This window comes from Clostridium ragsdalei P11, assembly GCF_001675165.1.
GTDB lineage: Bacteria > Bacillota > Clostridia > Clostridiales > Clostridiaceae > Clostridium_B > Clostridium_B ragsdalei.
Window position 1 is genome coordinate 86,244 of sequence record NZ_LROS01000022.1, and the last position, 25,062, is coordinate 111,305.

General features: G+C 30.7%; 24 protein-coding genes, 1 tRNA gene and 1 other annotated feature. Of the genes, 5 read left to right on the forward strand and 20 right to left on the reverse strand.

Features of this window, described 5'->3' with window-relative positions; all coding sequences use genetic code 11:
• Positions 1 to 124: 124 nt before the first annotated feature.
• The 3 genes from CLRAG_RS10520 to CLRAG_RS10530 all read right to left on the reverse strand — a co-directional run bounded on the left by CLRAG_RS10520 (position 125) and on the right by CLRAG_RS10530 (position 2,987).
• Complete coding sequence (locus CLRAG_RS10520) at positions 125 to 964, reverse strand: DegV family protein (RefSeq protein WP_065078399.1); 840 nt, start codon at positions 962 to 964, stop codon at positions 125 to 127.
• Positions 965 to 974: 10 nt separating this feature from the next.
• A complete protein-coding gene (trmL, locus tag CLRAG_RS10525; RefSeq protein ID WP_065078400.1) occupies positions 975 to 1,442 on the reverse strand; it encodes a tRNA (uridine(34)/cytosine(34)/5-carboxymethylaminomethyluridine(34)-2'-O)-methyltransferase TrmL in 468 nt (155 codons plus the stop codon).
• An 831-nt stretch (positions 1,443 to 2,273) separates the two neighbouring features.
• Positions 2,274 to 2,987 carry an N-acetylmuramoyl-L-alanine amidase family protein gene (locus CLRAG_RS10530; RefSeq protein WP_065078401.1) on the reverse strand — a complete coding sequence of 238 codons (714 nt, stop codon included), beginning with the start codon at positions 2,985 to 2,987 and terminating at the stop codon, positions 2,274 to 2,276.
• A gap of 167 nt (positions 2,988 to 3,154) precedes the next feature.
• Here CLRAG_RS10530 and CLRAG_RS10535 point away from each other — a divergent pair, with 167 nt between their 5' ends.
• Positions 3,155 to 3,733, forward strand: a complete 579-nt coding sequence (locus tag CLRAG_RS10535) for a 5' nucleotidase, NT5C type (RefSeq protein ID WP_065078402.1) — start codon at positions 3,155 to 3,157, stop codon at positions 3,731 to 3,733.
• A gap of 15 nt (positions 3,734 to 3,748) precedes the next feature.
• On the opposite strand, the gene CLRAG_RS10540 is transcribed toward CLRAG_RS10535, so the two are convergent.
• On the reverse strand, positions 3,749 to 4,732 hold the full coding sequence (locus CLRAG_RS10540) for a CgeB family protein (RefSeq protein ID WP_065078403.1): 984 nt from the start codon (positions 4,730 to 4,732) through the stop codon (positions 3,749 to 3,751).
• An 87-nt stretch (positions 4,733 to 4,819) separates the two neighbouring features.
• On the opposite strand from CLRAG_RS10540, the gene CLRAG_RS10545 reads away from it, so the two are divergent.
• Complete coding sequence (locus tag CLRAG_RS10545; RefSeq protein ID WP_065078404.1) at positions 4,820 to 5,437, forward strand: polysaccharide deacetylase family protein; 618 nt, start codon at positions 4,820 to 4,822, stop codon at positions 5,435 to 5,437.
• Positions 5,438 to 5,472: 35 nt separating this feature from the next.
• On the opposite strand, the gene CLRAG_RS10550 is transcribed toward CLRAG_RS10545, so the two are convergent.
• The gene (locus tag CLRAG_RS10550) at positions 5,473 to 6,459 is read right to left on the reverse strand and encodes a CgeB family protein (protein ID WP_065078405.1); all 987 of its coding nucleotides are present in this window, start codon (positions 6,457 to 6,459) and stop codon (positions 5,473 to 5,475) included.
• Positions 6,460 to 6,473: 14 nt separating this feature from the next.
• Entirely contained in the window at positions 6,474 to 7,550 is a 1,077-nt protein-coding gene (locus tag CLRAG_RS10555) for a CgeB family protein (RefSeq protein ID WP_207644811.1), read from the reverse strand.
• 50 nt (positions 7,551 to 7,600) lie between these two features.
• Between CLRAG_RS10555 and CLRAG_RS10560 the strand changes: the two genes are divergently transcribed.
• Positions 7,601 to 7,999 (forward strand): hypothetical protein, encoded by a 399-nt coding sequence (locus tag CLRAG_RS10560; RefSeq protein WP_065078406.1) that lies wholly within the window; start codon positions 7,601 to 7,603, stop codon positions 7,997 to 7,999.
• Positions 8,000 to 8,116: 117 nt separating this feature from the next.
• Here CLRAG_RS10560 and CLRAG_RS10565 read toward each other — a convergent pair whose 3' ends face one another.
• From CLRAG_RS10565 to CLRAG_RS10585, 5 genes are all read right to left on the reverse strand, one after another.
• Positions 8,117 to 8,716: a hypothetical protein gene (locus tag CLRAG_RS10565; protein ID WP_065078407.1), complete on the reverse strand. Its 600-nt coding sequence runs from the start codon at positions 8,714 to 8,716 to the stop codon at positions 8,117 to 8,119.
• A gap of 92 nt (positions 8,717 to 8,808) precedes the next feature.
• A complete protein-coding gene (locus CLRAG_RS10570; RefSeq protein ID WP_065078408.1) occupies positions 8,809 to 9,696 on the reverse strand; it encodes a DMT family transporter in 888 nt (295 codons plus the stop codon).
• 543 nt (positions 9,697 to 10,239) lie between these two features.
• Positions 10,240 to 10,326 (reverse strand) — tRNA-Leu (locus CLRAG_RS10575).
• Positions 10,327 to 10,502: 176 nt separating this feature from the next.
• Positions 10,503 to 11,729 carry a Na+/H+ antiporter NhaA gene (nhaA, locus tag CLRAG_RS10580; RefSeq protein WP_065078409.1) on the reverse strand — a complete coding sequence of 409 codons (1,227 nt, stop codon included), beginning with the start codon at positions 11,727 to 11,729 and terminating at the stop codon, positions 10,503 to 10,505.
• Between the two features lie 116 nt (positions 11,730 to 11,845).
• Positions 11,846 to 13,003, reverse strand: a complete 1,158-nt coding sequence (locus CLRAG_RS10585) for a VanW family protein (protein WP_065078410.1) — start codon at positions 13,001 to 13,003, stop codon at positions 11,846 to 11,848.
• A 407-nt stretch (positions 13,004 to 13,410) separates the two neighbouring features.
• Here CLRAG_RS10585 and CLRAG_RS10590 point away from each other — a divergent pair, with 407 nt between their 5' ends.
• On the forward strand, positions 13,411 to 14,649 hold the full coding sequence (locus tag CLRAG_RS10590) for a competence/damage-inducible protein A (protein WP_065078411.1): 1,239 nt from the start codon (positions 13,411 to 13,413) through the stop codon (positions 14,647 to 14,649).
• 503 nt (positions 14,650 to 15,152) lie between these two features.
• On the opposite strand, the gene nth is transcribed toward CLRAG_RS10590, so the two are convergent.
• The 6 genes from nth to CLRAG_RS10620 form a co-directional block, all read right to left on the reverse strand.
• Positions 15,153 to 15,797 carry an endonuclease III gene (gene nth, locus CLRAG_RS10595; RefSeq protein ID WP_065078412.1) on the reverse strand — a complete coding sequence of 215 codons (645 nt, stop codon included), beginning with the start codon at positions 15,795 to 15,797 and terminating at the stop codon, positions 15,153 to 15,155.
• Between the two features lie 15 nt (positions 15,798 to 15,812).
• A complete protein-coding gene (locus tag CLRAG_RS10600; protein WP_065078413.1) occupies positions 15,813 to 16,514 on the reverse strand; it encodes a lysophospholipid acyltransferase family protein in 702 nt (233 codons plus the stop codon).
• 63 nt (positions 16,515 to 16,577) lie between these two features.
• Positions 16,578 to 17,555, reverse strand: a complete 978-nt coding sequence (gene queG / locus CLRAG_RS10605; protein ID WP_065078414.1) for a tRNA epoxyqueuosine(34) reductase QueG — start codon at positions 17,553 to 17,555, stop codon at positions 16,578 to 16,580.
• A 25-nt stretch (positions 17,556 to 17,580) separates the two neighbouring features.
• Complete coding sequence (gene epsC, locus CLRAG_RS10610) at positions 17,581 to 18,174, reverse strand: serine O-acetyltransferase EpsC (protein ID WP_065078415.1); 594 nt, start codon at positions 18,172 to 18,174, stop codon at positions 17,581 to 17,583.
• A 213-nt stretch (positions 18,175 to 18,387) separates the two neighbouring features.
• Positions 18,388 to 19,299 carry a cysteine synthase A gene (gene cysK, locus CLRAG_RS10615; protein WP_065078416.1) on the reverse strand — a complete coding sequence of 304 codons (912 nt, stop codon included), beginning with the start codon at positions 19,297 to 19,299 and terminating at the stop codon, positions 18,388 to 18,390.
• Between the two features lie 88 nt (positions 19,300 to 19,387).
• Positions 19,388 to 19,628 (reverse strand) — a binding site (T-box leader).
• A 238-nt stretch (positions 19,629 to 19,866) separates the two neighbouring features.
• Complete coding sequence (locus CLRAG_RS10620) at positions 19,867 to 20,718, reverse strand: YihY/virulence factor BrkB family protein (RefSeq protein ID WP_065078417.1); 852 nt, start codon at positions 20,716 to 20,718, stop codon at positions 19,867 to 19,869.
• A gap of 382 nt (positions 20,719 to 21,100) precedes the next feature.
• On the opposite strand from CLRAG_RS10620, the gene CLRAG_RS10625 reads away from it, so the two are divergent.
• Positions 21,101 to 22,375: an Ig-like domain-containing protein gene (locus CLRAG_RS10625; protein ID WP_065078418.1), complete on the forward strand. Its 1,275-nt coding sequence runs from the start codon at positions 21,101 to 21,103 to the stop codon at positions 22,373 to 22,375.
• A gap of 66 nt (positions 22,376 to 22,441) precedes the next feature.
• Here CLRAG_RS10625 and CLRAG_RS10630 read toward each other — a convergent pair whose 3' ends face one another.
• The 3 genes from CLRAG_RS10630 to CLRAG_RS10640 form a co-directional block, all read right to left on the reverse strand.
• Positions 22,442 to 22,987, reverse strand: a complete 546-nt coding sequence (locus CLRAG_RS10630; RefSeq protein WP_065078419.1) for an NADH peroxidase — start codon at positions 22,985 to 22,987, stop codon at positions 22,442 to 22,444.
• A gap of 258 nt (positions 22,988 to 23,245) precedes the next feature.
• A complete protein-coding gene (locus CLRAG_RS10635) occupies positions 23,246 to 23,632 on the reverse strand; it encodes a thioesterase family protein (RefSeq protein WP_065078420.1) in 387 nt (128 codons plus the stop codon).
• 50 nt (positions 23,633 to 23,682) lie between these two features.
• Positions 23,683 to 24,990 carry an MFS transporter gene (locus CLRAG_RS10640; RefSeq protein ID WP_065078421.1) on the reverse strand — a complete coding sequence of 436 codons (1,308 nt, stop codon included), beginning with the start codon at positions 24,988 to 24,990 and terminating at the stop codon, positions 23,683 to 23,685.
• Positions 24,991 to 25,062 lie beyond the last annotated feature (72 nt).

Genomic DNA, 25,062 nt, shown 5'->3' on the forward strand with positions numbered 1-25,062 from the left:
TCTTTATTTTATTATATCATGAAGCTGTAAAAAACTTTATTTTGTTTATTTTTTTCTGCAATTCGTAATATACATGAAATACTTTACGATCCTTAAATTACAAATTGCAGACTATATATATATCTTAATAATCCTCTACAAAAAATACTCCACAAGCTCCTGATCCCGAATGCACCCCAACTGTACATCCTACTTCACATTCTATAAAATCTAATTTTTTCTCATTTAAATTTTCTCTGAGAGAATCCAATATGTCTACTTCTCCTACATGAAGTAATATCAAACCTTCATCACTTTTTATTCCTTTTTGATCAAGGTAAGCTAACATACTTCTAAGAACTCTCTTGTTTCCTCTTACCTTATCAACTACTGACATTTCTCCGTCTTTCACTTCAACTATTATCTTTATGCCCAAAATGTTTCCTATAACTCCAGCTGTTTTAGAAAGACGCCCTCCCCTTACAAGGTTATCTAAGCTGTTAAAGGCAAGAGTACTTTTTATATGGGTAGAAATTTTCTTAACTTCCTTTTCTATTTCTTTTATCCCAAGCCCTGCTTGTTTTAATTTTGCCGCCTCAATAACTTGAATTCCTAGTCCAGAAGTTACATTCATACTATCTATTACAACTATATCATCTGATTTAAGGGTTTCTTTGGCAATACATGCAGATTGATAAGTACCACTCATTTTTGATGAAAGATGAATAGAAATTATTTTGTACCCCTTTTTTATATAAGAGTTATAACAATCCAAAAACACCTGTGGATTTACTTGAGCCGTTGCAGGAAAAATACTGCTATTTTCCATCTTATTAAAAAGCGCATAAGTATCTATATCAATTCCGTCTCTATAAGATTCTTCACCAAAATTAATAATAAGAGGAAGTACTTCTATATCGTACTTTTTTAATATATATTCAGGTAAATCTGCTGTACTATCTGTTATTATCTTTATTTTTTCCATAACTTACTCCTTATTTCATATCGGGAAAATCTATCTGCCTTAAAGCCTCATAGGCAACTATTGCTACAGTATTAGATAAATTTAAGGAACGAGTACTTGTTTTTATCATAGGAACTCTTATACATTTTTCAGGGGCACTATCTCTTATTTCATCTGGCAAACCACAGGTTTCCCTTCCAAATACTATAAAATCCCCGTCTTTAAATTTGGCTTCATGATAAAAGTTTTTCCCATGAGTAGTAGAAAAATAAAAAGTACTATCTTTATATTTTTCTCTAAGTTCTTCATAAGAATCATATAAAGTTAAATCCAGGTACTTCCAATAGTCAAGACCTGCCCTTCTCAAATGTTTTTCATCTAAACTAAAACCTAAAGGTTTTATCAAATGGAGCTTGGATCCTGTAAGTACACATGTTCTAGCAATGTTTCCAGTATTTTGTGGTATTTCAGGCTGAAATAACACTATATTTAAACTCAATTTTATTTCCTCCTCTATTACAACATATAAAATATAAATAATAATTTCTTTAAGTTTATGGACTCATTAGTTCAAAAGTCCTATTAAATATATTACTCCATATTGATGTTTCAGTAAAGAGCATACTTTTAACTCTACAATTAGAATTCAATGCTGCAAAGTTTTAAAAAAGTTTAAAGTCCAAATATCAAAGTTCAAATAATGACGATTTCCTTCGTGTCCCATGGAATCTATCCACAGTTGTGGATTATTTAAGATTAACTTTTCAATAGTATTTTTTCTATATCTTATTCCAAATCCAGTTATATTAGAAGCACTATAAAATTTTTAAATAGAAATCAACTTATACTCCGGATATTTTATACAACCTTCAGTTCATTAAATATTTTGATAAGTCTAAGTAAAAAATTCTAAAAAAGCTAAGAACTTTTGAAAACTCGTACCTCAAACAATTCAAAAGTTCTAAGTTTTTACGAATTTTTTCCAAGACTTATATACAAAATATTTAAAAGAACTTCATTATTGTAAAAATATGCCTGCGTATAAGTTGATTTTTAAGTTAAAATACTTAAGGTTTCTAATTGAAATTTGAACTTATACATAAAATGTAATAACAAAATTGAAAGCACCTTTAAAAACTTTTCCATAAGTCTTAGCGAGGTATTTTAGAAAATCTTAGGGGCTTAGGTATGTCTGAGGTACGAGTTTAGCTAAGCTCCTTAGATTTTCTAAATACCGAACTTTAGACTTATTAAAAGTTTTTATGGTGCTGAAATTTGTCATTACATGATTTGTATAAGTCAAATTTCATGTCTAGAAACTCTACAGTTATTAAGGATTTTCATTTAAATACTTTATTATGCCATCTGAAATATTTTTTGCAAGTCTTTTTAACACATCATCATTTGACAACCTTTTTCTATCCTCATCATTAGTTATAAATCCACATTCCATAAGTACCCCAGGTATTTTGCTATATCTTAGTACTGCTAGGTTTTGTCTTCTTATGCCCTTACTTTCCCAACCATCATTTTTTACTGCCTGACTTTCTATTGTTTTTGCTAATCTTATCCTTTCAGATTTTTGATATCCATTTACATCATAATATAATGCAGTTATTCCATTAAAATTTTTATCATTTAAAGAATTTACGTGAATTGAAACAAAAACATCTGCATGAGAAGAATTTGTTTTGTTGCCTATTTCTTTAAGTGGTACTAGCTTGTCCTTATCACGAGTCAAAAGTACTACATCTCCCTGATTCTTTAAGTAAGACTGAGCATACTTTGCTATCTTTAAAGTTAAGTCCTTTTCACTCATATTTCCATAGCTTGTCCCTCTATCTATTCCTCCGTGACCAGGGTCAAGTACTATACGATACTTTTTAGATGAACTATGATTATTTGACATTTTAACTATAGGAGATGCAGCTACCTTCATAGAGTTAACTTGATTCAATATTTTAATATTTTTTCCAAAAATAAACATTATCAAAATTAAAAAAATGCAGGAAAACATTAACTTTTTTCTGCTGTCAATCCTCATAATATCACTGTCCCTTTTTCGTTTTTTTATGATATGTACATTATATCATTTTTTTCCTTAATATTCCAGTTAATATTATTCTTCTACCAAATTATATTTTTACACAGATTTAATTTTGTTTTAATATCCTATTAATAATTATATATTAGTATATTTGTATAGGAGGTATCAAAAATATGAATATATGTATAGACATTGATGGAACAATTACAGATCCATATTACTGGATAGAAAGTGCCAATAAATACTTTAATAAGAATATAACTGCCGATGAAGTAACACAATATGAACTTCATAAAATTATTGGAATAACAAGAGATGAGTATACTGATTTTTACAATAAAATCAAATTTGAACTTCATAGTGAAGAGACAATAAGAAAAGATGCCCTAGAAGTTATACAGAAACTAGCAGAATTAAATAATATTTATTTTGTAACTGCTCGTGAAAAATGTCTGGAAATTGTAACACACAAATATTTGAATAAATATGAAATACCTTACGATGGCGTTTACGTCCTTGGTTCTGCTCATAAGGTAGGTACAGCTAAAAATTTAAACTGTGATATATTTATAGAAGATAGTTATGAAAATGCCATTGAATTATCTAAAAGTAACTTTAAAGTACTACTAGTAGACACAAACTACAACCGCCTTCCTTTAAATCAAAATATCACCAGGGTATTAAATTGGAATGAAATATATAATACTATAGAAAAAATGCTGTTACAAGAAAAAGCCATGTAATAGCATTTTTAAATCTTATACTGGCAACAATTTTTCAATTTTTAATATGTCTAACATTTCCTTAGCTCTATATTTATAGTGATGAATAGATACTGATTTTTGACCCTGCTTCCGTATTTCATCACATTTATCTTTTTCTTTTAAATAATACTTAACTAAATCTAATGTTTCCTGCGGTGAGGAAGATACTACCAAATCTTTTTCAGGAGTAAATAAGCTCCTTATTTTAGGAGTATCTGATGTAATTAAGAATCCCCTAGAAGCTAGAATTTCATAAGTTCTCTGGGTAACCTGAGTACGATGATTCTGTATTCCCAGTATTATATCAGAAGAGCTGTAAACCTGATTTGCTAGTGTATAATCTAAATATCCATGAATCCATTCTTTAGGTATATCTTGCCCTAATATAAATGATAGATTTTCCCATCCCCATCCAAAGAAGTCAATTCTAATATTCTCTTTTACAAGAGGTGCAATAAGGGTTTTTATAGATTGTATTCTATAATGATTTGGGTACAGTGTGAGATTTTTAGGATATCCATTAGCAACTACAGCAATAGAACAGTGATATTTATCTTGTACTCCTGTAAAATAATGCACACTTGGGTGGAAACCAAAATCCAGATGTGCAGCTTTAATTCCTAATTTTTTATAATAATCTACTCTTTCCTGGCAGATAGTAAAAACAAAGTCTGGCTGCATTTTCTGAATTAAAGGTAATGTAAAGCTAAAAGTGTGAGTAGGATCTTCTGTAGCCCAATAAATATGAGTAATTTTATATAACTTAATATATTTTCTTATCCAATTTACTTTTTCACCGACAGTTTCATTAGTCCATCCAATAGTGATTACTAAATCGGGTTTAAAATTTAAAATCATTTGCTCAACATTTTCTTTCGTCAATTCACCAGATACTTTTACTTCATGTCCAAGATCCTGAAATCCATTAGGAAGTCCATGTATCCACATAGGATGGTTTTGGAAAAATAGAACTTTCAATATACACTCACCTCGAACTTTTTTTATTTAATATCATAATATGTAGTACATAAATTATATGATATTGAAATTAGAGGTGAACATACTTTGAATATACAATCCATATCCCCTTCTATCCTTATATGCCATGGGAATACCGATAAAATACAAATTGCACTTACTTACGATGCTGGTTTTGAAGATTCGGAAACTGAAGAAATACTAAAAGTATTAAGAAAACATCAAATAAGATGCACATTTTTTATGACAGGATTTTGGGTAAATAAATTTCCTAAACTAGCAAATAAAATAGTTTCAGAAGGTCATGAAATTGGCAATCACTCATTTGATCATCCCGACATGAGAAAGATACCCTATAATGATATGATTAAAAACATTATAGATGGAGAAAAAGCCATCTATAATATAACAGGAATAAAAACTACATTGTTTAGAGAACCTTTTGGCCATTGGAATGACGAGGTTTTAAAAGCTGTTGGTGAAGCCGGGTATAAGTACAGCATTTACTGGAGTATTGATCCCATAGATTGGGCCCTACCACCTATGCAAGTAATAGTAAATAAGGTATTATGTAAAGCTAAAAATGGTGCTATTGTGCTTATGCATATTGCTGGCAATAATACAGCAGCAGCTACTGATAGAATTATTGAAAACTTGGAAGCTAGAAAATATAAATTGATAACAGTAAGTGAAATATTAAAATAAAAACTGCTGTAGAAATCTTTCTACGGCAGCCTTTTTCATATTATATGATAATTTTTTAATATTTTTATCATATATTCAGCTCTGTCTTTATAGCTATTACCTAATACACTCCTTTTACCACAATCAGCTATTCTTTTTCTCTCCCTAGAATTATTCAAATAATATCTTACAAGAGATAAAGTTTTTTCAGGAGAGGAAGATGCAGCTAACTCTCTACCAGATTTAAATAATTGCCTCACTGCAGCTGTATTAGAAGTTAAAAGGAATCCGCCCGATGCCAATATTTCATAAGTCCTTTGTGTGAGCTGATCAGGATAATTTTGCAATCCCAATACTATTTTAGAAGAACAGTAAACTTTATTTGCATCTTTATAAGGTATATGCCCATGAATCCATTCTTTTGGTATATCACATTTTACATAAGATTTTACCTTATCCCAATTGTTTCCCCAAAAATCAATTCTTATATTATTTTTTAACAACGGAACAATAAGTGTCTCCATGGAAATACGTCTATAATGATCAGGATAATTCTTTAGTACATTGGGATATGCATTAGCAACTAAAGAAATTGAAGCTTTATAATTTTCATCACATTGAGTATACTTATGAATTTTAGGAGAAAAGCCAAAATCCATATAAGCTGCTTTAATCCCCATTTTTCTATAAAAATCAACTGTGGAATTGGAGATACTAAATACGAAATCAGGTTGAAGCCTCTGTATAAGCGGTAGTGAAAAAATAAATGTATATGCAGGATCTTCAATAGACCAATAGACATGAGGCAGTTTTGCAGTTTTTACACATTGTCTCATGATAAGTTGATTCTTAATACGCTGTTCAGTTCCCCAACCAATGCTCATGGATAAATCCGGCTTAAACTTTAATATTTCATTTTTAACATTTTCCTCACTAAATGGCTCTACAATTTCAACTTCATGCCCTGCTTCAATAAGGCCCTCAGGCAAAGTATACCGCCATATATTACCACCTAAAAAAAAATTATACGCATTAAAACACATCCTCCTTTAAAAATCTATTTAATATTTATAGGCAATATTTTTTGTTCTTTTAAAACTTTAATAATATATTCAGCTTTATATTTGTAGCTGCAGCATTCCACTGCCTTTCTGCCATTTTTACGTATTTTTTCCCGCTCTTTCGGATGAGATAAATAGTAGTCCACTAGCTTTAAAGTTTCTTCTTCTGAGGAAGATATAACTAAATCTCTACCATTTTTAAATAATTGTTTCACCACCTGCGTATCATTAGTAAGTAAAAATCCTTCTGAAGCTAAAATTTCATACGTTCTCTGTGTAAGCTGTCTATTCTGAAGTCCTATTACTATATCTGCAGAGCTATAAACTTTATTGGCTTCAGTATAAGGTAAATATCCATGAATCCATTCCTTTGGTATATCAAAGTTGACAATAGAATTCATTTTATCCCAATATCTACCCCAAAAGTCAATACGCATATTATTTTTTAAAATTGGATTTACAAGAACTTTAAGAGAAGCATTTCTGCAGCAGTCCGGGTGAGCTTCAATATATTTATCATAGCCATTTGCAACAACTGCAATAGATACTTTGTATTTATCACAGCTATCTACAGGATGATGAACACTTTCGTGATATCCAAAACCCAAGTGTGCTGCTTTAATTCCTAATTTTTTGAAATAATCTACTTTTTCCTTACATATAGTAAAAACAAAGTCTGGTAATATTTTTTGTATCAACGGCAATGAAAAACAGGCCGTATATGCTGGATCTTCCGTAGACCAATATATTAGAGGTATTTTTGATAGTTTAACATATTTTCTTATCCATTTAAGTTTCTCATTTGTATTTTCAGAAGTCCAGGACATTGTGACAATTAAATTAGGTTTAAACTTAGAAATCATTTCTGGTATGTTTTTTTCTGTTAGGGTGCCGGATACTTTTACTTCATGTCCAAGATCCCTAAATCCGTTAGGAAGCCCATATATCCACATAGGATGGCTTTCTAAAAAAAGTATACGCATATTAAAGCCCTCTTTTATACTGGAATTCTCTAATAGTATATGCTTCCAATCACCATCTGCTATAAGTACCATAATACCTTTTTCATACATACTATAATACTAATCATATTAATTTTTCTATTGTAAGGAGGGTAAATAAAATGGCTAAAATTTTAACAAGATATGACATACTAGTTAAAAGCGAAAAGAATCAAATGAATTTAGATTTTATATTAAACAGTACTGATAAAAAAGTCATTTGCGGCACAGTATGGAATGATGATTTAAAAAATCCCGAAAGAGTACCTGAAGCATTAGTTCAAGTATTTAGGGCAGGAAAAAATTATGAAAAAGATCCCCTTGATATAAAACTTATAGGGTATGTTATAACTGATGCCAGCGGTCAATTTTTAGTTGGGCCTTTTGAGACAGGAACAATGATAATTTTTAAAATATTTAAATTCTGGGGAAACAAAAATGATTCTAGTGAATATTGTGAAGCATCCTTTCAAATAAGTGGTGAACATATAGAAAAAAACAGTGGTGAAGAACAACTATAGTTCACTAGTACTTTTCCCAATTACATTTAAAAACTTAGACCTTTTGAACTATTTTAAATATGAGTTTTCAAAAGGTCTTAATTTCTAATTAGTACTGAACAAATTCATTAAATAATATTAAAAGGCAGTATTCATTATCTTTTTATAAGTGTACATTGGCCTTTGTTTTCGTGCCAATACATCTGAATATGATACAGATGCTTGCAAAATTTCATAAATAGTTAATTCTTTTCCGCTGTCAATACTCTTTATTATATTTTCCGCCATATAACATCCAAGTTGGTTTTCCAAATCTGCAAAATATGCTAGTGCCTTTTCGTCCTTTATGCCGAGACTTTTCCCATGATTTATATAAGCTTTTACATCTCTCATTCTCAGTTCATATTGACATTTCATTCCTTCTTCAGTTCTTAATAATTCACTTATCTTTTCACACTCTATATCATCCAATATCTTGCTATTCCAGAAATCATCATCTTTATTTATATCAGCCAGAATAGTAGTTCCATCTAAAATTGCCTTAGCTTGTTCTTCATTTTTACTTATAATAATTTTCAATAAGTTTTTCGCTCTATAGCCATTCCACTGTAATATTCCTATACTTGATGAAGTACCATCATTTCTGTTTATAGTATCATAGTACCCTTCATTATAGGTTATTATTTCACTAACTTGAATTATAAAATTATCCGATTCAGTAATACCCACTTTATCCATATCATTCACCTATTCACTAAATAGCCTCAAATTTAGCTCACATTATAAGATATGTTTTAAAGTATCCGCATGTTAAAAAGTTTCTAATTTTATCAATTATCCGCACCTGTAGTAGCTATAACCACTGCAGCTACTATAAGTATCCCACCTATAAAAAAGCCAAATGTAAGCTGCTCGTGTAGGTAGAGCCATCCAAAAATTGAACCCGTAACAGGCTGAAAAAATAAAAATAGCGATCCAATTCCTGCATCCATAAGCTCAATACCTTTATTCCACAAAAAAAATGCTCCTGCTGTAGATACAACTCCAAGATAAATAACCCCAAGTATAAGATTTCTGTTATTTAGTATTAATGCAAAGTTATTATGCTGCATAAGCATAAATGGAGTGGTAAATATTAAAGCAAATAACATTGCATATGTAGTTATAATCAGTGAATCAAATCGCTTAGATGCTATTTTTACATAAACAGACAATAACGCCCAGGTCACAGCAGCTCCAACAAGAATTATATTTCCTAAAAGATGTTTCATAAACATGGAATCCAATCCAATAACTATGATGACACCAAAAGTAGCAAGTATAAGAGAAATTATTTTTTTCTTTGTAAATAACTCCTTAAGTATGAATCTGGCAAATATAATCACAAATACAGGTGTAGACGCTGTAATTAATGATCCCATATGGGCATCTGATAATTTTGTGCCCATAAACTGGAGGCATATAGAAATAAAATATCCTATAAAACCTATCCATGCAATGAGAAGCCAGTCCTTCTTTTTTATAACTACCTTACATCCTTTTTTATAATCAAAAAACATAAGTATTAAAAATAGAACTACAAAAGCAATTGCATATCTAATCCACACAAGTGTAATTGGAGAAATAAACTTCAGTATATATTTACTAACTACATACATTCCACCCCATATACAAGCTGCTAAAAATAAGCATATTGATCCAATCAATCTTTTTTTCATTATTAATACCTCCATCTTCTTACATTTATATAAGTTGACATCTAAGAGAAGGTATTTTAATCAAACAATTAACCTTCATCTTAGATTATAGAGATACAACTGGTTGATCGTTTTCAAATAAATCTGAAAAATACATATATATTTTTTCCACCTTTCATAATATCATGATGTAAATAAACTAAACATCCATAAGTTTATCACTAGAACTTATTTGCTATATATTTATATTTTAGTATATCACAGCAAAATTTAATATACTATTCTATTTAATCTACTCTATATATCTATAAACTTCTTAAAATTTTTAGCTAAAGTTATATGTTAATTTTTAAAAAATTTAGGCATAGCAAGAGACCCCTAACATCAATCAGAGGCCTTATATACGTTTGGATTATCGGATGGGCGGTGTATCCATCATCTCAGGTACTCTTTCGAGTGTGTCGGGAACCATTTCCGACCTCAATAATCCTATAATTATCATATTCGCTTGTTATAAATATAATACATTCTTTACTCATTAATGAATGCCATTAAGCATTCATTTGGTGCGGATAACAGGACTTGAACCTGCATGAAGTTTCCCTCACTAGAACCTGAATCTAGCGCGTCTGCCAGTTCCGCCATATCCGCACGATTACACAGTTAGCACAACTTTTCTTTAAAAGTGCTCACTTATTCCTTTAACAGTATATCACAGCAAAGCCCGGAAAACAAGCATAACTGTTTTACACTCCATTTTATATATAAACCGTTTTTAACTGAACATTTTAAGTTATTCAATAAACTTCTCAAATATTAAATAACATTTAATTACTAAATTCTTGTTTTGTATTAGGTTTTCCTTTACTTTGAGGTTTTATAAATTTAAAAACTATTATACCAAATATTGCAGATAAAATTGAAGCCATTATTATACTAATTTTTGCTATAGATAATATAGTCTCATCTGAAAAAGATAAAGATGAAACAAATAATGACATCGTAAATCCAATACCAGCAAGCACACTTGCACCGTACAAATGTATTTTTGTTACTTGATAAGGAAGCTTAGCAATTTTAAATTTTAATAACAAATATGAAACCCCGAATATACCTAGTTGTTTCCCTAAAAAAAGTCCAAATATAATTCCTAAACTAACAGGCGTTGATACAAGCGTTGAAAAATCATTAATATTAATAACTACACCTGAATTTGCTAAAGCAAATATGGGCATAATTACAAAGGAAGACCATGGCAATAGTGCATGTTCTAGTTTATATAACATTGATTTTTTGAATTCTTCTCTATCTTTTCCTGTTGGTATTGTCATTCCAAGCAGTACACCTGCAATTGTTGAATGCACACCAGATTTAAGCAGACTAATCCATAATATAGTTCCCAACATAATAAAAACGGAAACAAATCTTACCTTAAATCTATTTACTAGTACAAGAACTATAAGAATGATCATACCTATAAAAAGATATGTCCATGATATTCTACTGGTATAAAATATTGCAATTACAAGAATAGCTCCTAAATCATCAACTATAGCTAAAGCCGTAAGAAAAATTATAATTCCTTTCGATGCTTTTTTGCCTACCAAAGAAAGTACTCCTAAAGTAAATGCAATATCTGTAGCCATTGGAATTCCCCATCCTGTACTAGTTGGTTCTTTATAATTAAATAATACGTAAATAATTGCAGGTACAATCATACCTCCTATAGCAGCACCAACAGGAAGTATAGTTTTCTTTAAAGATTTAAGTTCTCCAATTACCAACTCTCTTTTAATCTCCATACCAATTACAAAAAAGAATATAGCCATTAACCCATCATTAATCCAGTGAAGAACTGACATTGATAAGGATATATCTTTATATCCAATAGTTATATAGGTATGCAGTATATGACTATATATTGCATTAACTTTAGAATTAGTAATTATTATTGCAATGATGGCAAAAATTAATAGTATTACACCGCTAGCAGACTCACTCTGCAAAAAATATAAAAGTGGAGTTATAATCTTGTTATGAATTTTACTTTTCATATCTACTCTTCCCTTATTTATTTCATATATTAAACTCTCCTTTTATTAGTTATATCCTAAAAGTTAAAAAACATATTACAAATCATTTAATAAATTTTTACAAAAAACTTATGATTTTATTTTGATACTGACGAATTGGAATATAAATTAAATACTATGCTGCCACCTGAAGTATAACTTTGTATGTATATAGGATATTTAAAATCATTTCTAAATTTATAATCTATGTTTCCGTAATCTACCGTAGCATCCATTCCTTCAGGAACATAATGAACAGGCATAGTATGGTGAGTCCTTTCCGTAGATGTAAGTCCTGCTTTAGCAACTGCATTATAAAGCGTCGTAGATACCTGGCATATTCCCCCGCCAAGTCCTGACTCCACTTTATCTCCAATAATAACAGGAGCTGCCTCATATCCTTTGGCTGCAGTTCTCTGACCTACAACATCATTGAAACTAAAAGTATCTCCTGGCATTACTACATGTCCATTTATGCTGCTAGTAGCAAGTGATATGTTATTTGCTCTTTCGCCAGAAGATATGCCGCCATAGGCTGTACTAAAACTAGATATTAATGTGTCCACAGGTTTAAGGTCATCTTCCTTTATTTTAGCTTTAGTAGTTTTGAGTACCGCTTTTACAGTTAAATCCTGATCTGAATTATTATCTATTTTAGATTCAATATCTTTTTTCAAAGCTTCTTTATCTACTTTAGCCCCATCTTTCTGTGGTATTACTGAAAATTTCACTCCTCCCATTTCAAGAGATGCATTCACAGGTTCTGTATCAACTTCACTTGCAATTTTATCTACCATATTATCTATAACTTTAGTGTCATAAGAAAATTTCAAATTATAGTTTACATTTTTAGGATTCTTTAATAATTCATATTTTTTAAATATATTGCTGCTTTTTCCATAAGAATAGGCCAACTTTACCGTATCATCCAAGTTATTCGTAAAACTTAAACTAGAATAAGGTAATTCATAACTTTTATTTCCTGCAGTTATAGTAATTTGTTTCTGTTGAAATTTATTTAAATATCCGCTGCTCATTATACTCTTAGCCTGATCTTTAGTTTTTGCAGAAAGATCCGTATTATTTATAGAAACTCTAGGATAAATTAAGTTATCCCAGTATTTTATATCATTATAATGATATACTATAAATCCGCAACTTATACTCAAAAAAATAGTTAAGGCAGCTAAACCTAATATTTTTAATGTTCCGCCTGACTTTCTCTTTGACTTCCTAGTTCTTCTTTTTGCACTCATAATTATCACCTCTTTATTTTCACATAGTTATTATACTATAGAGTAATAGCTTTTATATATAAGAATTATTAATTTAATTAATAGTTAATGTGGATTTCTTTCCGTTACACTACAAAAAATCTTTAATTAAATTTTTGAATGCTCGTTTTGCTAAAGCAAAACATTACTAAACACTGACTTATATAAATTTAAAGATTTTTTGCAACAGCTAAAAATCATCCTTCACTATTAACTTTTCATTATTAATTCTTAACTTGCAAAGCTTTGCTTCACAAAGTTTTTATATTAGGTCAAAATTTTATATGTACGAAAGTTGAGTTAATTATTATTAAATAAGCATAACTTTTATGCTATCATAAAAGTATGTTTGTTTTTCAAATATACTTAGATATGGAGGTAGTACATAAATGAAAGCTGAGATATTATGCGTTGGTACAGAGATTTTACTTGGAGATATAGTAAATACAAATGCACAATTTATTTCCAAAGGATTAGCTGATCTTGGTATAGAAGTGTATCACCAATCTGTTGTTGGAGATAATCCTCAGAGACTTTTAGATGAGTTTAAGAAGTCTTTTGAAAGAGCTGACATCATAATTACAACTGGAGGGCTTGGACCTACACAAGATGATCTAACTAAAGAAACTAGTGCTAAATACTTCAATAAGGAAATGATCTTAGATAAAAGTTCACTTACCCAATTAGAATCTTATTTTAAGAAAATGGGAAAACTAAATTTAGAAGGCAATAATATAAAACAAGCTTACTTTCCTGAAGGTGCTTCTATACTTCCTAATCCACATGGTACGGCTCCTGGCTGTTGTATGGAGCAAAACGGGAAAATTTTAATAATACTTCCTGGACCTCCAAAAGAGGCAAAGCCTATGTTTCAAAATTATGTAGTACCATTCTTAAAAAAATACAGTAATGGAGTAATAAAATCTAAAACGCTGAGAGTTTGTGGTATGGGAGAAAGTTCTATGGCTGAAAGTGTATCAGATCTTATAAATAATAGTGTAAACCCCACTGTAGCTCCTTATGCAAAAGAAAATGATACAATACTTAGAATTACTACACGGGCAAATACAGAAGAAGAAGCTGTAGAGCTTATAAAACCTGTAGAATCTAAAATTAGAGAAAAACTAGGGATAAATATATATGGTGAAGATGATGACACTATGGAAGATGTTATAGGAAAATTATTGATAAATAAAGGTTTAACTATATCCTCTGCAGAATCATGTACTGGTGGGTTAATAGCAGCAAGACTTGTAAATTATCCTGGCATATCTGCTGTATTTAAAGAAGGTGCTGTCACTTATAGCAACGAGGCCAAAATGAAAAGACTAGGAGTAAAAAAGGATACCCTAGACAAATTTAGTGCTGTTAGTTCTGAGACTGCAAAAGAAATGGCAGAAGGTATAGCTAAAACAGCAAATACAGATATAGGCATAGCTACTACAGGAATTGCAGGTCCTGGCGGTGGTACTTACGAAAAACCTGTAGGTCTAGTATATATAGGACTTTATATAAACGGAGAGACTTATGTTAAGAAGTGCCAATTCTTTGGAAGCAGAGATGTGGTAAGACAAAGGGCTACTATGACTGCCCTTGATTTGATAAGAAGGCACATTATAAATTTGTAGAGTTTATAAGTAAAAGTTGAATACTCAACTTTTTCAGTTTAAAAAAATTGTGAAACAATATTTTTAAACTGAAAAAGTTCAAAGTTCAAATATCAAATAAGGATAATTTTCTTCCTAACGTCAGAAAATATTAAAATTATAGATTTCCTGAGGTACGAGGGAAATCATCTTTATCTGTTCTTTGTTATTTGAACTCTGTTATTTTCAAAAAAACTTTTATTTAGAAACTGTACATAAGTTTTCTAACTTAAAAATCACTTTATATGCAGAAATATTTTTACAATAATGAAGCACTTTTAAATATTTTGTATATAAGTCTTAGTAAAAAAATTTTAAAAAATCTAGAACTTTTGAATTGTTTGAGGTACGAGTTTTCAAAAGTTCTCAGTATTTTTTTAATTTTTTTGCTTAGTCTTATCAAAATATTTAACGTGATGAATGTTGTAAAAATATTTGGAGCATAAAGTGATTTTTACTTAGAAACTCTATGTAAATTCTAAACTTCAAGACTTAGTTTCCTCTGGATGATTGAAGTATTCACAGTAAGGGGCTAGAGGGCAATGTTCACAATCAGGTTTTCTTGACTTACATATGCGCCTTCCATGCCATATTAAATAATGATGTGAATCACTCCACATACTTTTGGGTATATTTTTCATAAGTTCCATTTCTACTTTGTTGGGAGTAGTTCCTTTTGCAATTCCAAGTCTATTTGATACTCTAAATACATGAGTATCCACTGCAATTGCTGGAACTCCAAAGGCGTTTGACAAAACAACATCCGCAGTTTTTCTGCCCACTCCTGGAAGTTCTATCAATTGTTCCATAGTATGTGGTACCTCTCCACCGTACTTTTCAACAAGTTCTCTGCTAGTTGAAAGTATATTCTTGCTTTTATTTCTAAAAAAGCCACAGCTTTTTATCTTTTCTCCTAATTCTTCCTCTGTTAAAGATATCATTTTTTCAGGAGTATTATATTGTTTATACAATTCTGATGTAACTTTATTCACTCTTACATCGGTGCATTGAGCTGAAAGCATAGTGGACACTAGCAATTCATAAGGAGACCCAAAATTCAATGCACATTTTGCTTCTGGATAGGTTTCTTTCAGTACTTTCAATATATTATCTATATTTTGTTTATCCAACTTTTATCACCTTCATTAAGACTTGTATACTCCTCTATATTGTTCAGGCAAAAGTTCTGCTATTTTTTTCATAAATAAATCTGATATTCTGTCTTCATATACATGTTTGTTTTCACCTTTATCTTGGGGCGGTATATCTATCTGCTTTCCTATATTCACATTTACCTCTGCATTATGAAAACTTTCTAGAGCCATATCCTTGTCGCTTATAGGTAAAAGTTTTTCAGTACCAGAGATACCGATAGGAAGAATTGCAGCCTTAGTTAACTTCTGTATTAAAACTACCCCTTTCCTCCCTTTTGCTAAGCTTGCTGTTCTACTTCTCGTTCCCTCAGGGAATATCAGTATATTATCTCCGTTCTTTACAGTTTTTATAATTTTAGATATGGCATCCTTGTCTGCACTATTTGGTTTTATGTCAATAGTTTTTGTAATACACATGCCAAGCTGAGTTAAAGAATTTTGATTCAATTTTTTACCTGCTACAAAAGTCAGGTTTTCTGATTTAAGTACTCTACTTAATACAAGAGCATCAGAATTGCTTAAATGATTGCAGATAAATATTACAGGTCTTTCCACTTCATTTAAATTTTCAATGCCTTTTACTTTTATATCTGCACATCTATTTAAGTAACCACCTAATACCTTTTTTGAAATATACGCTAAAAATCCTTTAGGAAGATGTCCCATTAGCTTGACCATCCATGGAGAAATCATAAATAAATCCACCTTTCTTTTTATATATGGTATACTTTTTTAAATGTACCTCTCTAATATAAATTATAATTTTAAAACCTGTAAAAGTCTATCATAATAATCTCTTACATAGGTTGACCTTATGTTTTTATATTCCAAATTAATACTTTTATTTAATGTAATCATATTTATAATTGCATTTCTCTGAATAATATTTTTACCTCTCCATCCACAGGATGTGTTTTTGTATTTCTCTGCAAATTCTTTTTTATCCATATCTATAATTTCATTTAAATCAACTCTACTCATAAAATCAAAAGGCTTAAAATCCTGTATATTAGAAAAAGCGACCTTACTATTATATGGACATACTTTTTGGCAAGTATCACATCCAAATAATCTTCCTTGAAATTGTGAAAACCATTTATTATCTATATGTTTTTTTTGAGTTATATATGACATGCATATATTAGAATTTTTATCTTCAAGCAAAGCACCTGTAGGACACGATGTTTGGCATAAATTACAGCTGCCACACTTACTTTCTAGTGGGGTATCAGCTTCTACTTTTATATCAGTTATTATTTCTCCTAAAAAAACATAAGATCCATATTTCTCTGTAATAATCATATTGTTTTTTCCTATAAACCCTATTCCACACTGAAAAGCTATATATCTCTCAGGCAAGGAATTGCTATCTACAAAGTATACAGCTTTTCCCCCTAAACCCTTTATAAAATTACACACTTTTTGTAAATAATAACGTGCTACTACATGGTAGTCCTTTCCTCTAGTATATAGAGAAAAGCTTATATTTTCCTCATCTTGTTTTTCAAATAAATAGGGAAAGGCAATGGATACTATTGTCTTTCCCCCATCCATATACACATATGGATTAACTCTATTTTCAATATTCTTTTCTTCGAATTCATTTTCAAGCAAATTTTCTTTTCTATATTTAAAACAATCTTTTAATTCGGTGAATATTCTGCATTTTGTAAATCCTACAGTATCCAATCCAATCTTATTACAGTAACTCAATATATCTTCTTTATAGTTCAAACCTTTCACCTGCTTATTATAGAAATTATATTATCATTTCATTATATATCTTTTTTCTTCTTCCTGCATAGTCTTTTATTTCTATAACAGTATTACTTTCAGCCTTAACTACTTTAGCTGGTATACCTACCACAGTACAATTTGCTGGTATATCCTTCAAAACTACTGAATTTGCACCTACTTTTACATTATCGCCTACAACTATTGGCCCTAAAAGTTTTGCTCCACTTCCTATAAATACGTTATTTCCTACTGTAGGATGCCTTTTTCCTGTATCCTTTCCTGTTCCTCCTAAAGTGACTCCATGGTAAAGCGTTACATTATCTCCAACCTCTGCAGTTTCACCTATAACCACACCCATTCCATGATCTATAAATAATCCTTTTCCTATTTTAGCTCCTGGGTGTATTTCTATTCCAGTTAAACCCCTAGCAATTTGTGATATTAACCTAGCAATAAAGAAACATTTCTTGTTATAAAAAAAATGTGCTATTCTATACTGTATCAAAGCATGAATAAAGGGATATAATATAAAAACCTCTAACGGATTCCTAGCCGCTGGATCATTTTTCATAGCATTTTTAATATCATAAGTTAATAGCTTAAATGGGTTTCTCATTGTTTTCTCCTTTCAAATCTATTGCTCAAATTTTGACTTAACATGAAAGTAATACTAAGTAATCAATTCACGATGCACAATTAAGGATGATTTTCTGCTATTACAGAAAATCTAAAAATTTAATGTTCATACTACTTAGTTTTTAGATTTTTCATAACACTCGTAGATAAAAATCTACCAAAATTGTGAACTGTGAATTGATTGAATTACATACTAATCATATAATCCCATGGATAGATATTTCTCTCCTCCATCTGGTGCTACAGTTACTACTTTTTTACCTTTTCCAAGTTTTTTCGCCACCTGAATTGCTGCAGCTATATTAGCTCCTGAAGATATACCAACTAGTATTCCCTCTTCTTTTCCCATAAGTTTAGCATATTTAAAAGCTTCTTCATCTGTTATAGTTATGATCTCATCTACAACTTCTGATTTGTAAATATCAGGTACAAATCCTGCCCCTATACCTTGTATTTTATGAGCTCCAGTTTTACCTCCTGATAGAACTGGTGAACCTGCTGGCTCTACTGCAACTACCTTTACAGCTTTATTGTGCTTTTTTAAGTTTTCTCCCACTCCTATTGCTGTTCCTCCAGTACCAACACCAGCTACAAAGGCATCTACATCTTTTAAATCCTTTAAAATTTCCTCTGCTGTAGTTTCATAATGCTTTTTAGGATTAGCAGTATTTATAAATTGTTGTGGTATATAGTAACCTTCTTTACCTTTGCCAATTTCATAGGATTTCTCTATAGCTCCCTTCATGCCCTTAGCTCCATCTGTTAAAACTAATTCTGCACCATAAGCCTTTATCATATTTCTTCTCTCTACACTCATAGTTTCTGGCATTACAATTGTAACTTTATATCCTTTTAATTTTCCTATCATTGCAAGAGCTATTCCCATATTACCGCTAGTTGGCTCCACTATTGTGTCACCTTTTTTTAAGAGTCCTTCTCTTTCAGCTCTTTCAACCATGCCAAGAGCAGCTCTGTCTTTAATACTTCCACCAGGATTGAATTTTTCAAGTTTAACATATATATCAGCTGTATCCTCATTTTTAAAATTATCAAGTTTAAACAAAGGTGTATTACCTATCATATCTATAGCATTAGTAAATATCATTTTAGTACCTCCCAAAATTTTATATAATAATTAATATTTTAAGCATGAAATTTACTTTGAAATCAAAAAACTCCGTCTCTATATGTTATATAGAGACGGAGTTTATACTCCGTGGTTCCACTCTAATTAGATTTTTAAAAAATCCAACTCTCAATCGAACACAGCGCTATGTTCTATCACTATAACGGGTGAACCCGATGTAATCTACTATTAATTCGACCACATAACTCCAAAGGGCACTTCACTTAAACTTAATTTAGAAACTTTCACCAACCGTTTCTTCTCTGCAAAATTTAATTTAAGTTACTTTTCTTTTTCAAAGTATTCTTGAGTGTTTTACTATGATTTATATTTATATTATACAACTACCTAAATTTTTGTCAATAATATTTTTAATTTTATATAAAACTTTTTTGTCCTATGCTTACCATTGCTAACACCACCATCTTCTATAAGGTTGAGCTGGAGAAAGTCATAACTATAAGAACTCCACCTGAACCTAAGAAGTACTTGATACAGCTTTAGAAAATTTATACAAGCAAGTGTGCTGATACACGGAAAGCACAGCTAAAATCTATTTTTTTCTTTTTTAAATAATACTGAGTTAAACTCTCCTCCTAAAATAGTTATTGTAGATAAAATAAAAAGCCAAGTTAAGAGGATTATTACAGCTCCTATACTTCCATAAATTTTAGAATAATTTCCAAAATTATTCACATAAAAGGCAAAACCCATAGAAGCTATTACGATACCTATAGTTGAAAAAACAGCACCTGGTAATACCTTTCTCCACGTAAGCCTTACATTTGGAGTAGAAATATAGACTGCTGCAAATATAAATATGGTTCCAAAAAATATAATAACATATCGTAATATATTCCATAAAAAGCCAAATCCCTCGGAAAGCCCTAACTTAAAAGCTAAAAAACTTCCAAGCATTTGCCCAAATACTAAAAACAATAAAGTACATAATATTATTAAAGTTACTCCTAGGGTGCATAGTATAGATATAATATATATCTTAAATATGGATCTAGTTTCTCTTTGATCATATGCTTTATTCAATCCTTTTATAACAGCATGAAATCCACCTGATAGCGCCCATAGTGTAAGAATCAAGCTTAAGCATAAAAGTTCTATATTTTTGCTATTAGCAGTTTTAACTACTGTATTTTCTATTAATTCCAGTGCATTTTTAGGCAATACATTACTTAAAATTAGCAATATATCATTACTACTTATATCACTATACCCTATAAGGCTTATAAAAAATACTAAAAAAGGGAAAATAGAAAATAATAAGCTATATGCAAGTTGTGAAGCCAGCGCTAATACATCATCTTGTATAAATCTAAAAATAAATTCCTTTAATTTACTAAATGCTCTTTCCTTCAAAGAAAATTCTCCTCTTTTAGGCATTTGAAAGAAAAAAGGCTATCATACTGACTGGATGGCTATTTCTTTGAAAATACCTTAATTTAATCGTCTATACGCCTTCAGAATATTGTATATTATCCGCTATATAGACTATATATTAATATTATGCTATACTCTTATTTGTTATTATAATTTTGCCCTTTTACATGAAAAATTATAAGCAAATATGCCTAAATCTATTGAACTTATCTAGAGATACATCTATTCTTTACCCCGCCTTGAAAAAAACAGAGAACTAAAGTCTATGATTTTGTGCAAATTATTTTTACAAAGTTCGGTGGAGTAATGGGATAAAATTTAAGTTAATAGATATGGCATATTTTTTACATAAATTAAAATCAAAATAGAAAGAAGCGATTAAAAAGTGAAGAAACTTATTAAAAACTTCGTATTATTTTGCGGAATTTATGCAATTGCTCAAGGCTCTCACTGCACAATTGCATTAGCTGCAAATAATATGGACAAGTCTTCTGACGTATCAACTGTTACCGCTTCAACTAGTTTAGATACTAATAAAGATATTTCTAATTCAAAAACTATTGATGGTAACACTAATAGCAGCTATGATAAAAGTACCAGCGAGAACAATACTCCAGAAAAAGCTAATTCAAACGTGGGCCAAAGTACAAACTACGATACCATTGTAAAAGTTAGTATTCCTGTAAGCAAAAAGTGGAAGATAAGCTTTAACCAACCAGTAGATGTAAATTCCTTAGGTGGTAAAATAAGACTAGTTGACAATAATAATACTGAAGTTCCACTAGCTTTTTCTTCAACAGATTACGGAATGTCCGTTATTGTATCACCTACGAATGCTTGTAATCCAGACACAGACTATACCTTAACTATAAGTGGGAATATAGTATCCAGATACAACAGAACACTTAAAAATCCTACTATAGTAGAATTTAAAACAGCACCAGTTATATCTTCTATAGATAACATAAGTGTAACTATAAATCAGGAAGATGAATACACCTTACCTACACAGGTAACTGCTAAAATGTCAAATGATACTACTACTTCTGTAAATGTATCTTGGAACAAGTCTGTAGACATGACAAGCATACCAGGTGTATATGCTTATACAGGTACTGTTGATGGATATAGTAAACCAGTAACGTTAAATTTAACTATAAAAGCATTTGAACCTGTACCATCTATTATGAACGACTATAGAATTCAATCTCAAATTGGGACAAACCTTTATAATTATCTTATGAATTATGATAATAGACAATCTGTGCTAGACAGAGCTATTGAACTTCACGGTGGAATTACAAGTAATAACTGTGTATATTATGCAAGTGAAGCTCTTAGAAGAGCCGGAATGACTGATCTTCCGGAATATGTAGCAAATACCAATCAACTTACATCTCAACTTGGAAGCAGAGGATGGCAAACTTCTACAGATTTATCTAAACTTTTGCCAGGAGATATATGCTTTACTACTTCTTATGGAAGCGGCCCTACTCATACATATACATTCATGAAGTGGGTAGATCCAAAAAGTTTTGATTATGCTTATATTTGTGATAATCAAGGTTATGACTACACCGGTGATGCCTACCATAAGAGAAACATAGATTTTGAAACTCCAACAAAAGATTGTATATCTTATTTTATGTATTTAGCATAGAGTATAAAAAGGGACTGATACACTAATTAGTGTATCAGTCCTTTGCATTTATCCGATGACTACTGTTTATTTAAAGTATCTATTCAACAATCCCTGGAAAGCAGCTCCATGTCTTGCTTCGTCTTTACACATTTCATGTACTGTATCATGAATTGCATCATAGTTTAACTTTTTAGCTAAAGTAGCTAAATCCTTTTTACCTTTACAAGCACCTGTCTCTGCATCTACTCTCATCTGCAGATTTTTCTTTGTATCAGGTAATACTACTTCTCCCAATAATTCTGCAAATTTAGCTGCATGATCTGCTTCTTCAAAAGCTATTCTCTTATATGCTTCTGCAACTTCTGGATAACCTTCTCTATCAGCTTGACGACTCATAGCAAGGTACATTCCTACTTCAGAACATTCTCCAGTAAAGCTAGCTCTCAATTCTTCTAATACTTTTTCATCTACACCTTTAGCAACGCCTACTTTATGTTCATCTGCCCAACTAATTTCGCCTTCTGCCTTTTCAACAAATTTATCTGATGGTGCACCACATACAGGACATTTTTCTGGTGGATTTTCACCTTCATAAACATATCCACAAACAGCACAAACAAACTTTTTCATTTAAAATTCCTCCTTAAGTTATTTCATATAATTTTCATTTCCCTTGACATAAATTATTATATAATATTAATTATTAATTTGCAATAGCTTTTATAAAATAATTTTCATTTTATATGAAATAAATACATTATAGGTATACCCATAATGTATTTATTCTTACTTGATTAGAAGGTTCAATTTTAAAACCTTTAAACAAATGCTTCATATATATTTTTATCCTAAATAACTCAAAAAATTTATCGGTTTTATTAATTTCTACTATTTATTTAAAAATTGTTCTAAATTAACTATCTGTTGTTCGTATATTCCAAACCCTACTTTACAATTTTTTTCATTGAAAGCTTCTACATTATAACGCAGTTTTTTACCTTCAATTGATATTAATGTTACTTTTATAATAACTTTCATATTTGCAGGTATTGGTTTTATATGTTCAACGTCAATTTTAGTTCCAACAGGTCTATAATTTTTAGGTATAACATTGTCTACTATATGTAAAGTTGTATATTCCATATACTTTATCATAGCAGGCGTAGATAACATAACAACACCTTTATTTCCAATAAAGTTAGCTGTATCTTCAGGCTTTACTATATACTCACTAACATACGTGCTTCCAACTTTAAATAGCTTGCTAAAATCCATTTGGTCACCAACCCCTTGTGTAAAAATTTTACGTTATACCTTTATCTTTATTAATCTTTAACAATTTTATCTTCTTCAACAGCTCTATGTTTTATCGGGTCAAGCTTTGCCACTAAGGCTAAAATGGAACCTAAAGCACATATACCTGCACATATCCATAATGCATAACCATATGCAGTAGCATTATTTGCACCAGCTTTTAAGCCAGCGTCAACTACAATACCAGTTATAGTTGGTGCAAGTATTCCAGCAATGGAACCTAGAACTCCTGCAAGACCAGCATAAACACCAGCAAGTGTAGGACAGATAGAAGGTGCTACAGAAAAATAACCACTCATAGTCAAGCAAAGAAATCCATAGGATAATGATACAGCCGCAATTACAATAGTTGGATTAGTTGCACTGGCACCTAAGAAAATAAGAACTGCTGCACCAATCATACCAACTACCTGTACTAGTTTACGTCCAATTTTATCTCCAAATTTATTGGAAGCTGCATCTGCAACAAATCCGCCAATAAAATAAGTAAAGAACCCTACTATATAAGGAACGGCTCCTGCGCTGATTTTCATACCACGACCAATAATAAAATAATTTGGAAGCCATGTAGTGCAAAAGAAATACATATAGGTAGCACATGCATAAGACAAACACATAAACCATACAGCAGGAGTTCTCAAAACATCCGACTTTGTAATGTCTGTGTTCATTACTACTGCTTGAACTTTTTCCTTCTGATGAATATAAGCAAGCTCTGCTTTGTTAACTTTCTTATGCTCAGATGGATCAGATTTACCAATTAGCGCCCATATAATACACCATATTGGGAAGAACAATGCATATACGAAAAATAGCTTTTTCCATCCAATAATTGGGAGTAATGCTGCTGCCAAATATATAGTGATTGCAGAACCTAAAGGACATCCTGCCTGTACCAAACCACATGCAATACCAGATTCTTTCTTTGGAATCCATCTTCCTAAATTCGACATTGCACCTGGAACAATACATCCCTGTGCGATACCTTCAAAGACACGAACCAAAATCATAAGTCCAATAGAAATTCCAATGATTGGTGTAAAGAAAGTAAATATTCCAGATAATAGCAGACTTATAATTAATACCTTGGTAGCTCCGTACTTATCAGCAATAGCACCTGATGGTATCATACTAATCATGTACCCAATAAAAAATGCAGTGGAAGCATATCCAAATTGTGTAGAAGTCCATCCATACTCCTTCATTATACTAGGTCCAGATACAGAAAATACAGTTCTACCTAAAAACATTACCATATAGGAAAGTGACAATACAACTGCCACTGCCCAACGTACATTCGTTCTTTTTGAATCACTCATAAAAAACCCTCCTAAATTTATTATAGAAATTTTAGTTACTCGTGGAATTTCGAAATGATTGAAAAATAAATA

Bases quoted from the DNA above. Each gene is read 5' to 3' on its own strand.
- CLRAG_RS10560 (WP_065078406.1), top strand. From the start codon at position 7,601: ATGGCTAAAATTTTAACAAGATATGACATACTAGTTAAAAGCGAAAAG.
- CLRAG_RS10550 (WP_065078405.1), bottom strand. From the start codon at position 6,459: ATGTGTTTTAATGCGTATAATTTTTTTTTAGGTGGTAATATATGGCGG.
- CLRAG_RS10585 (WP_065078410.1), bottom strand. From the start codon at position 13,003: ATGAGTGCAAAAAGAAGAACTAGGAAGTCAAAGAGAAAGTCAGGCGGA.
- CLRAG_RS10565 (WP_065078407.1), bottom strand. From the start codon at position 8,716: ATGGATAAAGTGGGTATTACTGAATCGGATAATTTTATAATTCAAGTT.
- epsC (WP_065078415.1), bottom strand. From the start codon at position 18,174: ATGAGAAACCCATTTAAGCTATTAACTTATGATATTAAAAATGCTATG.
- CLRAG_RS10635 (WP_065078420.1), bottom strand. From the start codon at position 23,632: ATGGATTTTAGCAAGCTATTTAAAGTTGGAAGCACGTATGTTAGTGAG.
- cysK (WP_065078416.1), bottom strand. From the start codon at position 19,299: ATGATATTTACTAATGCTATAGATATGATAGGTAATACACCTTTGTTT.
- CLRAG_RS10590 (WP_065078411.1), top strand. From the start codon at position 13,411: ATGAAAGCTGAGATATTATGCGTTGGTACAGAGATTTTACTTGGAGAT.
- CLRAG_RS10640 (WP_065078421.1), bottom strand. From the start codon at position 24,990: ATGAGTGATTCAAAAAGAACGAATGTACGTTGGGCAGTGGCAGTTGTA.
- CLRAG_RS10520 (WP_065078399.1), bottom strand. From the start codon at position 964: ATGGAAAAAATAAAGATAATAACAGATAGTACAGCAGATTTACCTGAA.
- CLRAG_RS10555 (WP_207644811.1), bottom strand. From the start codon at position 7,550: ATGTATGAAAAAGGTATTATGGTACTTATAGCAGATGGTGATTGGAAG.
- CLRAG_RS10530 (WP_065078401.1), bottom strand. From the start codon at position 2,987: ATGAGGATTGACAGCAGAAAAAAGTTAATGTTTTCCTGCATTTTTTTA.
- CLRAG_RS10620 (WP_065078417.1), bottom strand. From the start codon at position 20,718: ATGCCTAAAAGAGGAGAATTTTCTTTGAAGGAAAGAGCATTTAGTAAA.
- CLRAG_RS10570 (WP_065078408.1), bottom strand. From the start codon at position 9,696: ATGAAAAAAAGATTGATTGGATCAATATGCTTATTTTTAGCAGCTTGT.
- CLRAG_RS10600 (WP_065078413.1), bottom strand. From the start codon at position 16,514: ATGATTTCTCCATGGATGGTCAAGCTAATGGGACATCTTCCTAAAGGA.
- CLRAG_RS10630 (WP_065078419.1), bottom strand. From the start codon at position 22,987: ATGAAAAAGTTTGTTTGTGCTGTTTGTGGATATGTTTATGAAGGTGAA.
- nhaA (WP_065078409.1), bottom strand. From the start codon at position 11,729: ATGAAAAGTAAAATTCATAACAAGATTATAACTCCACTTTTATATTTT.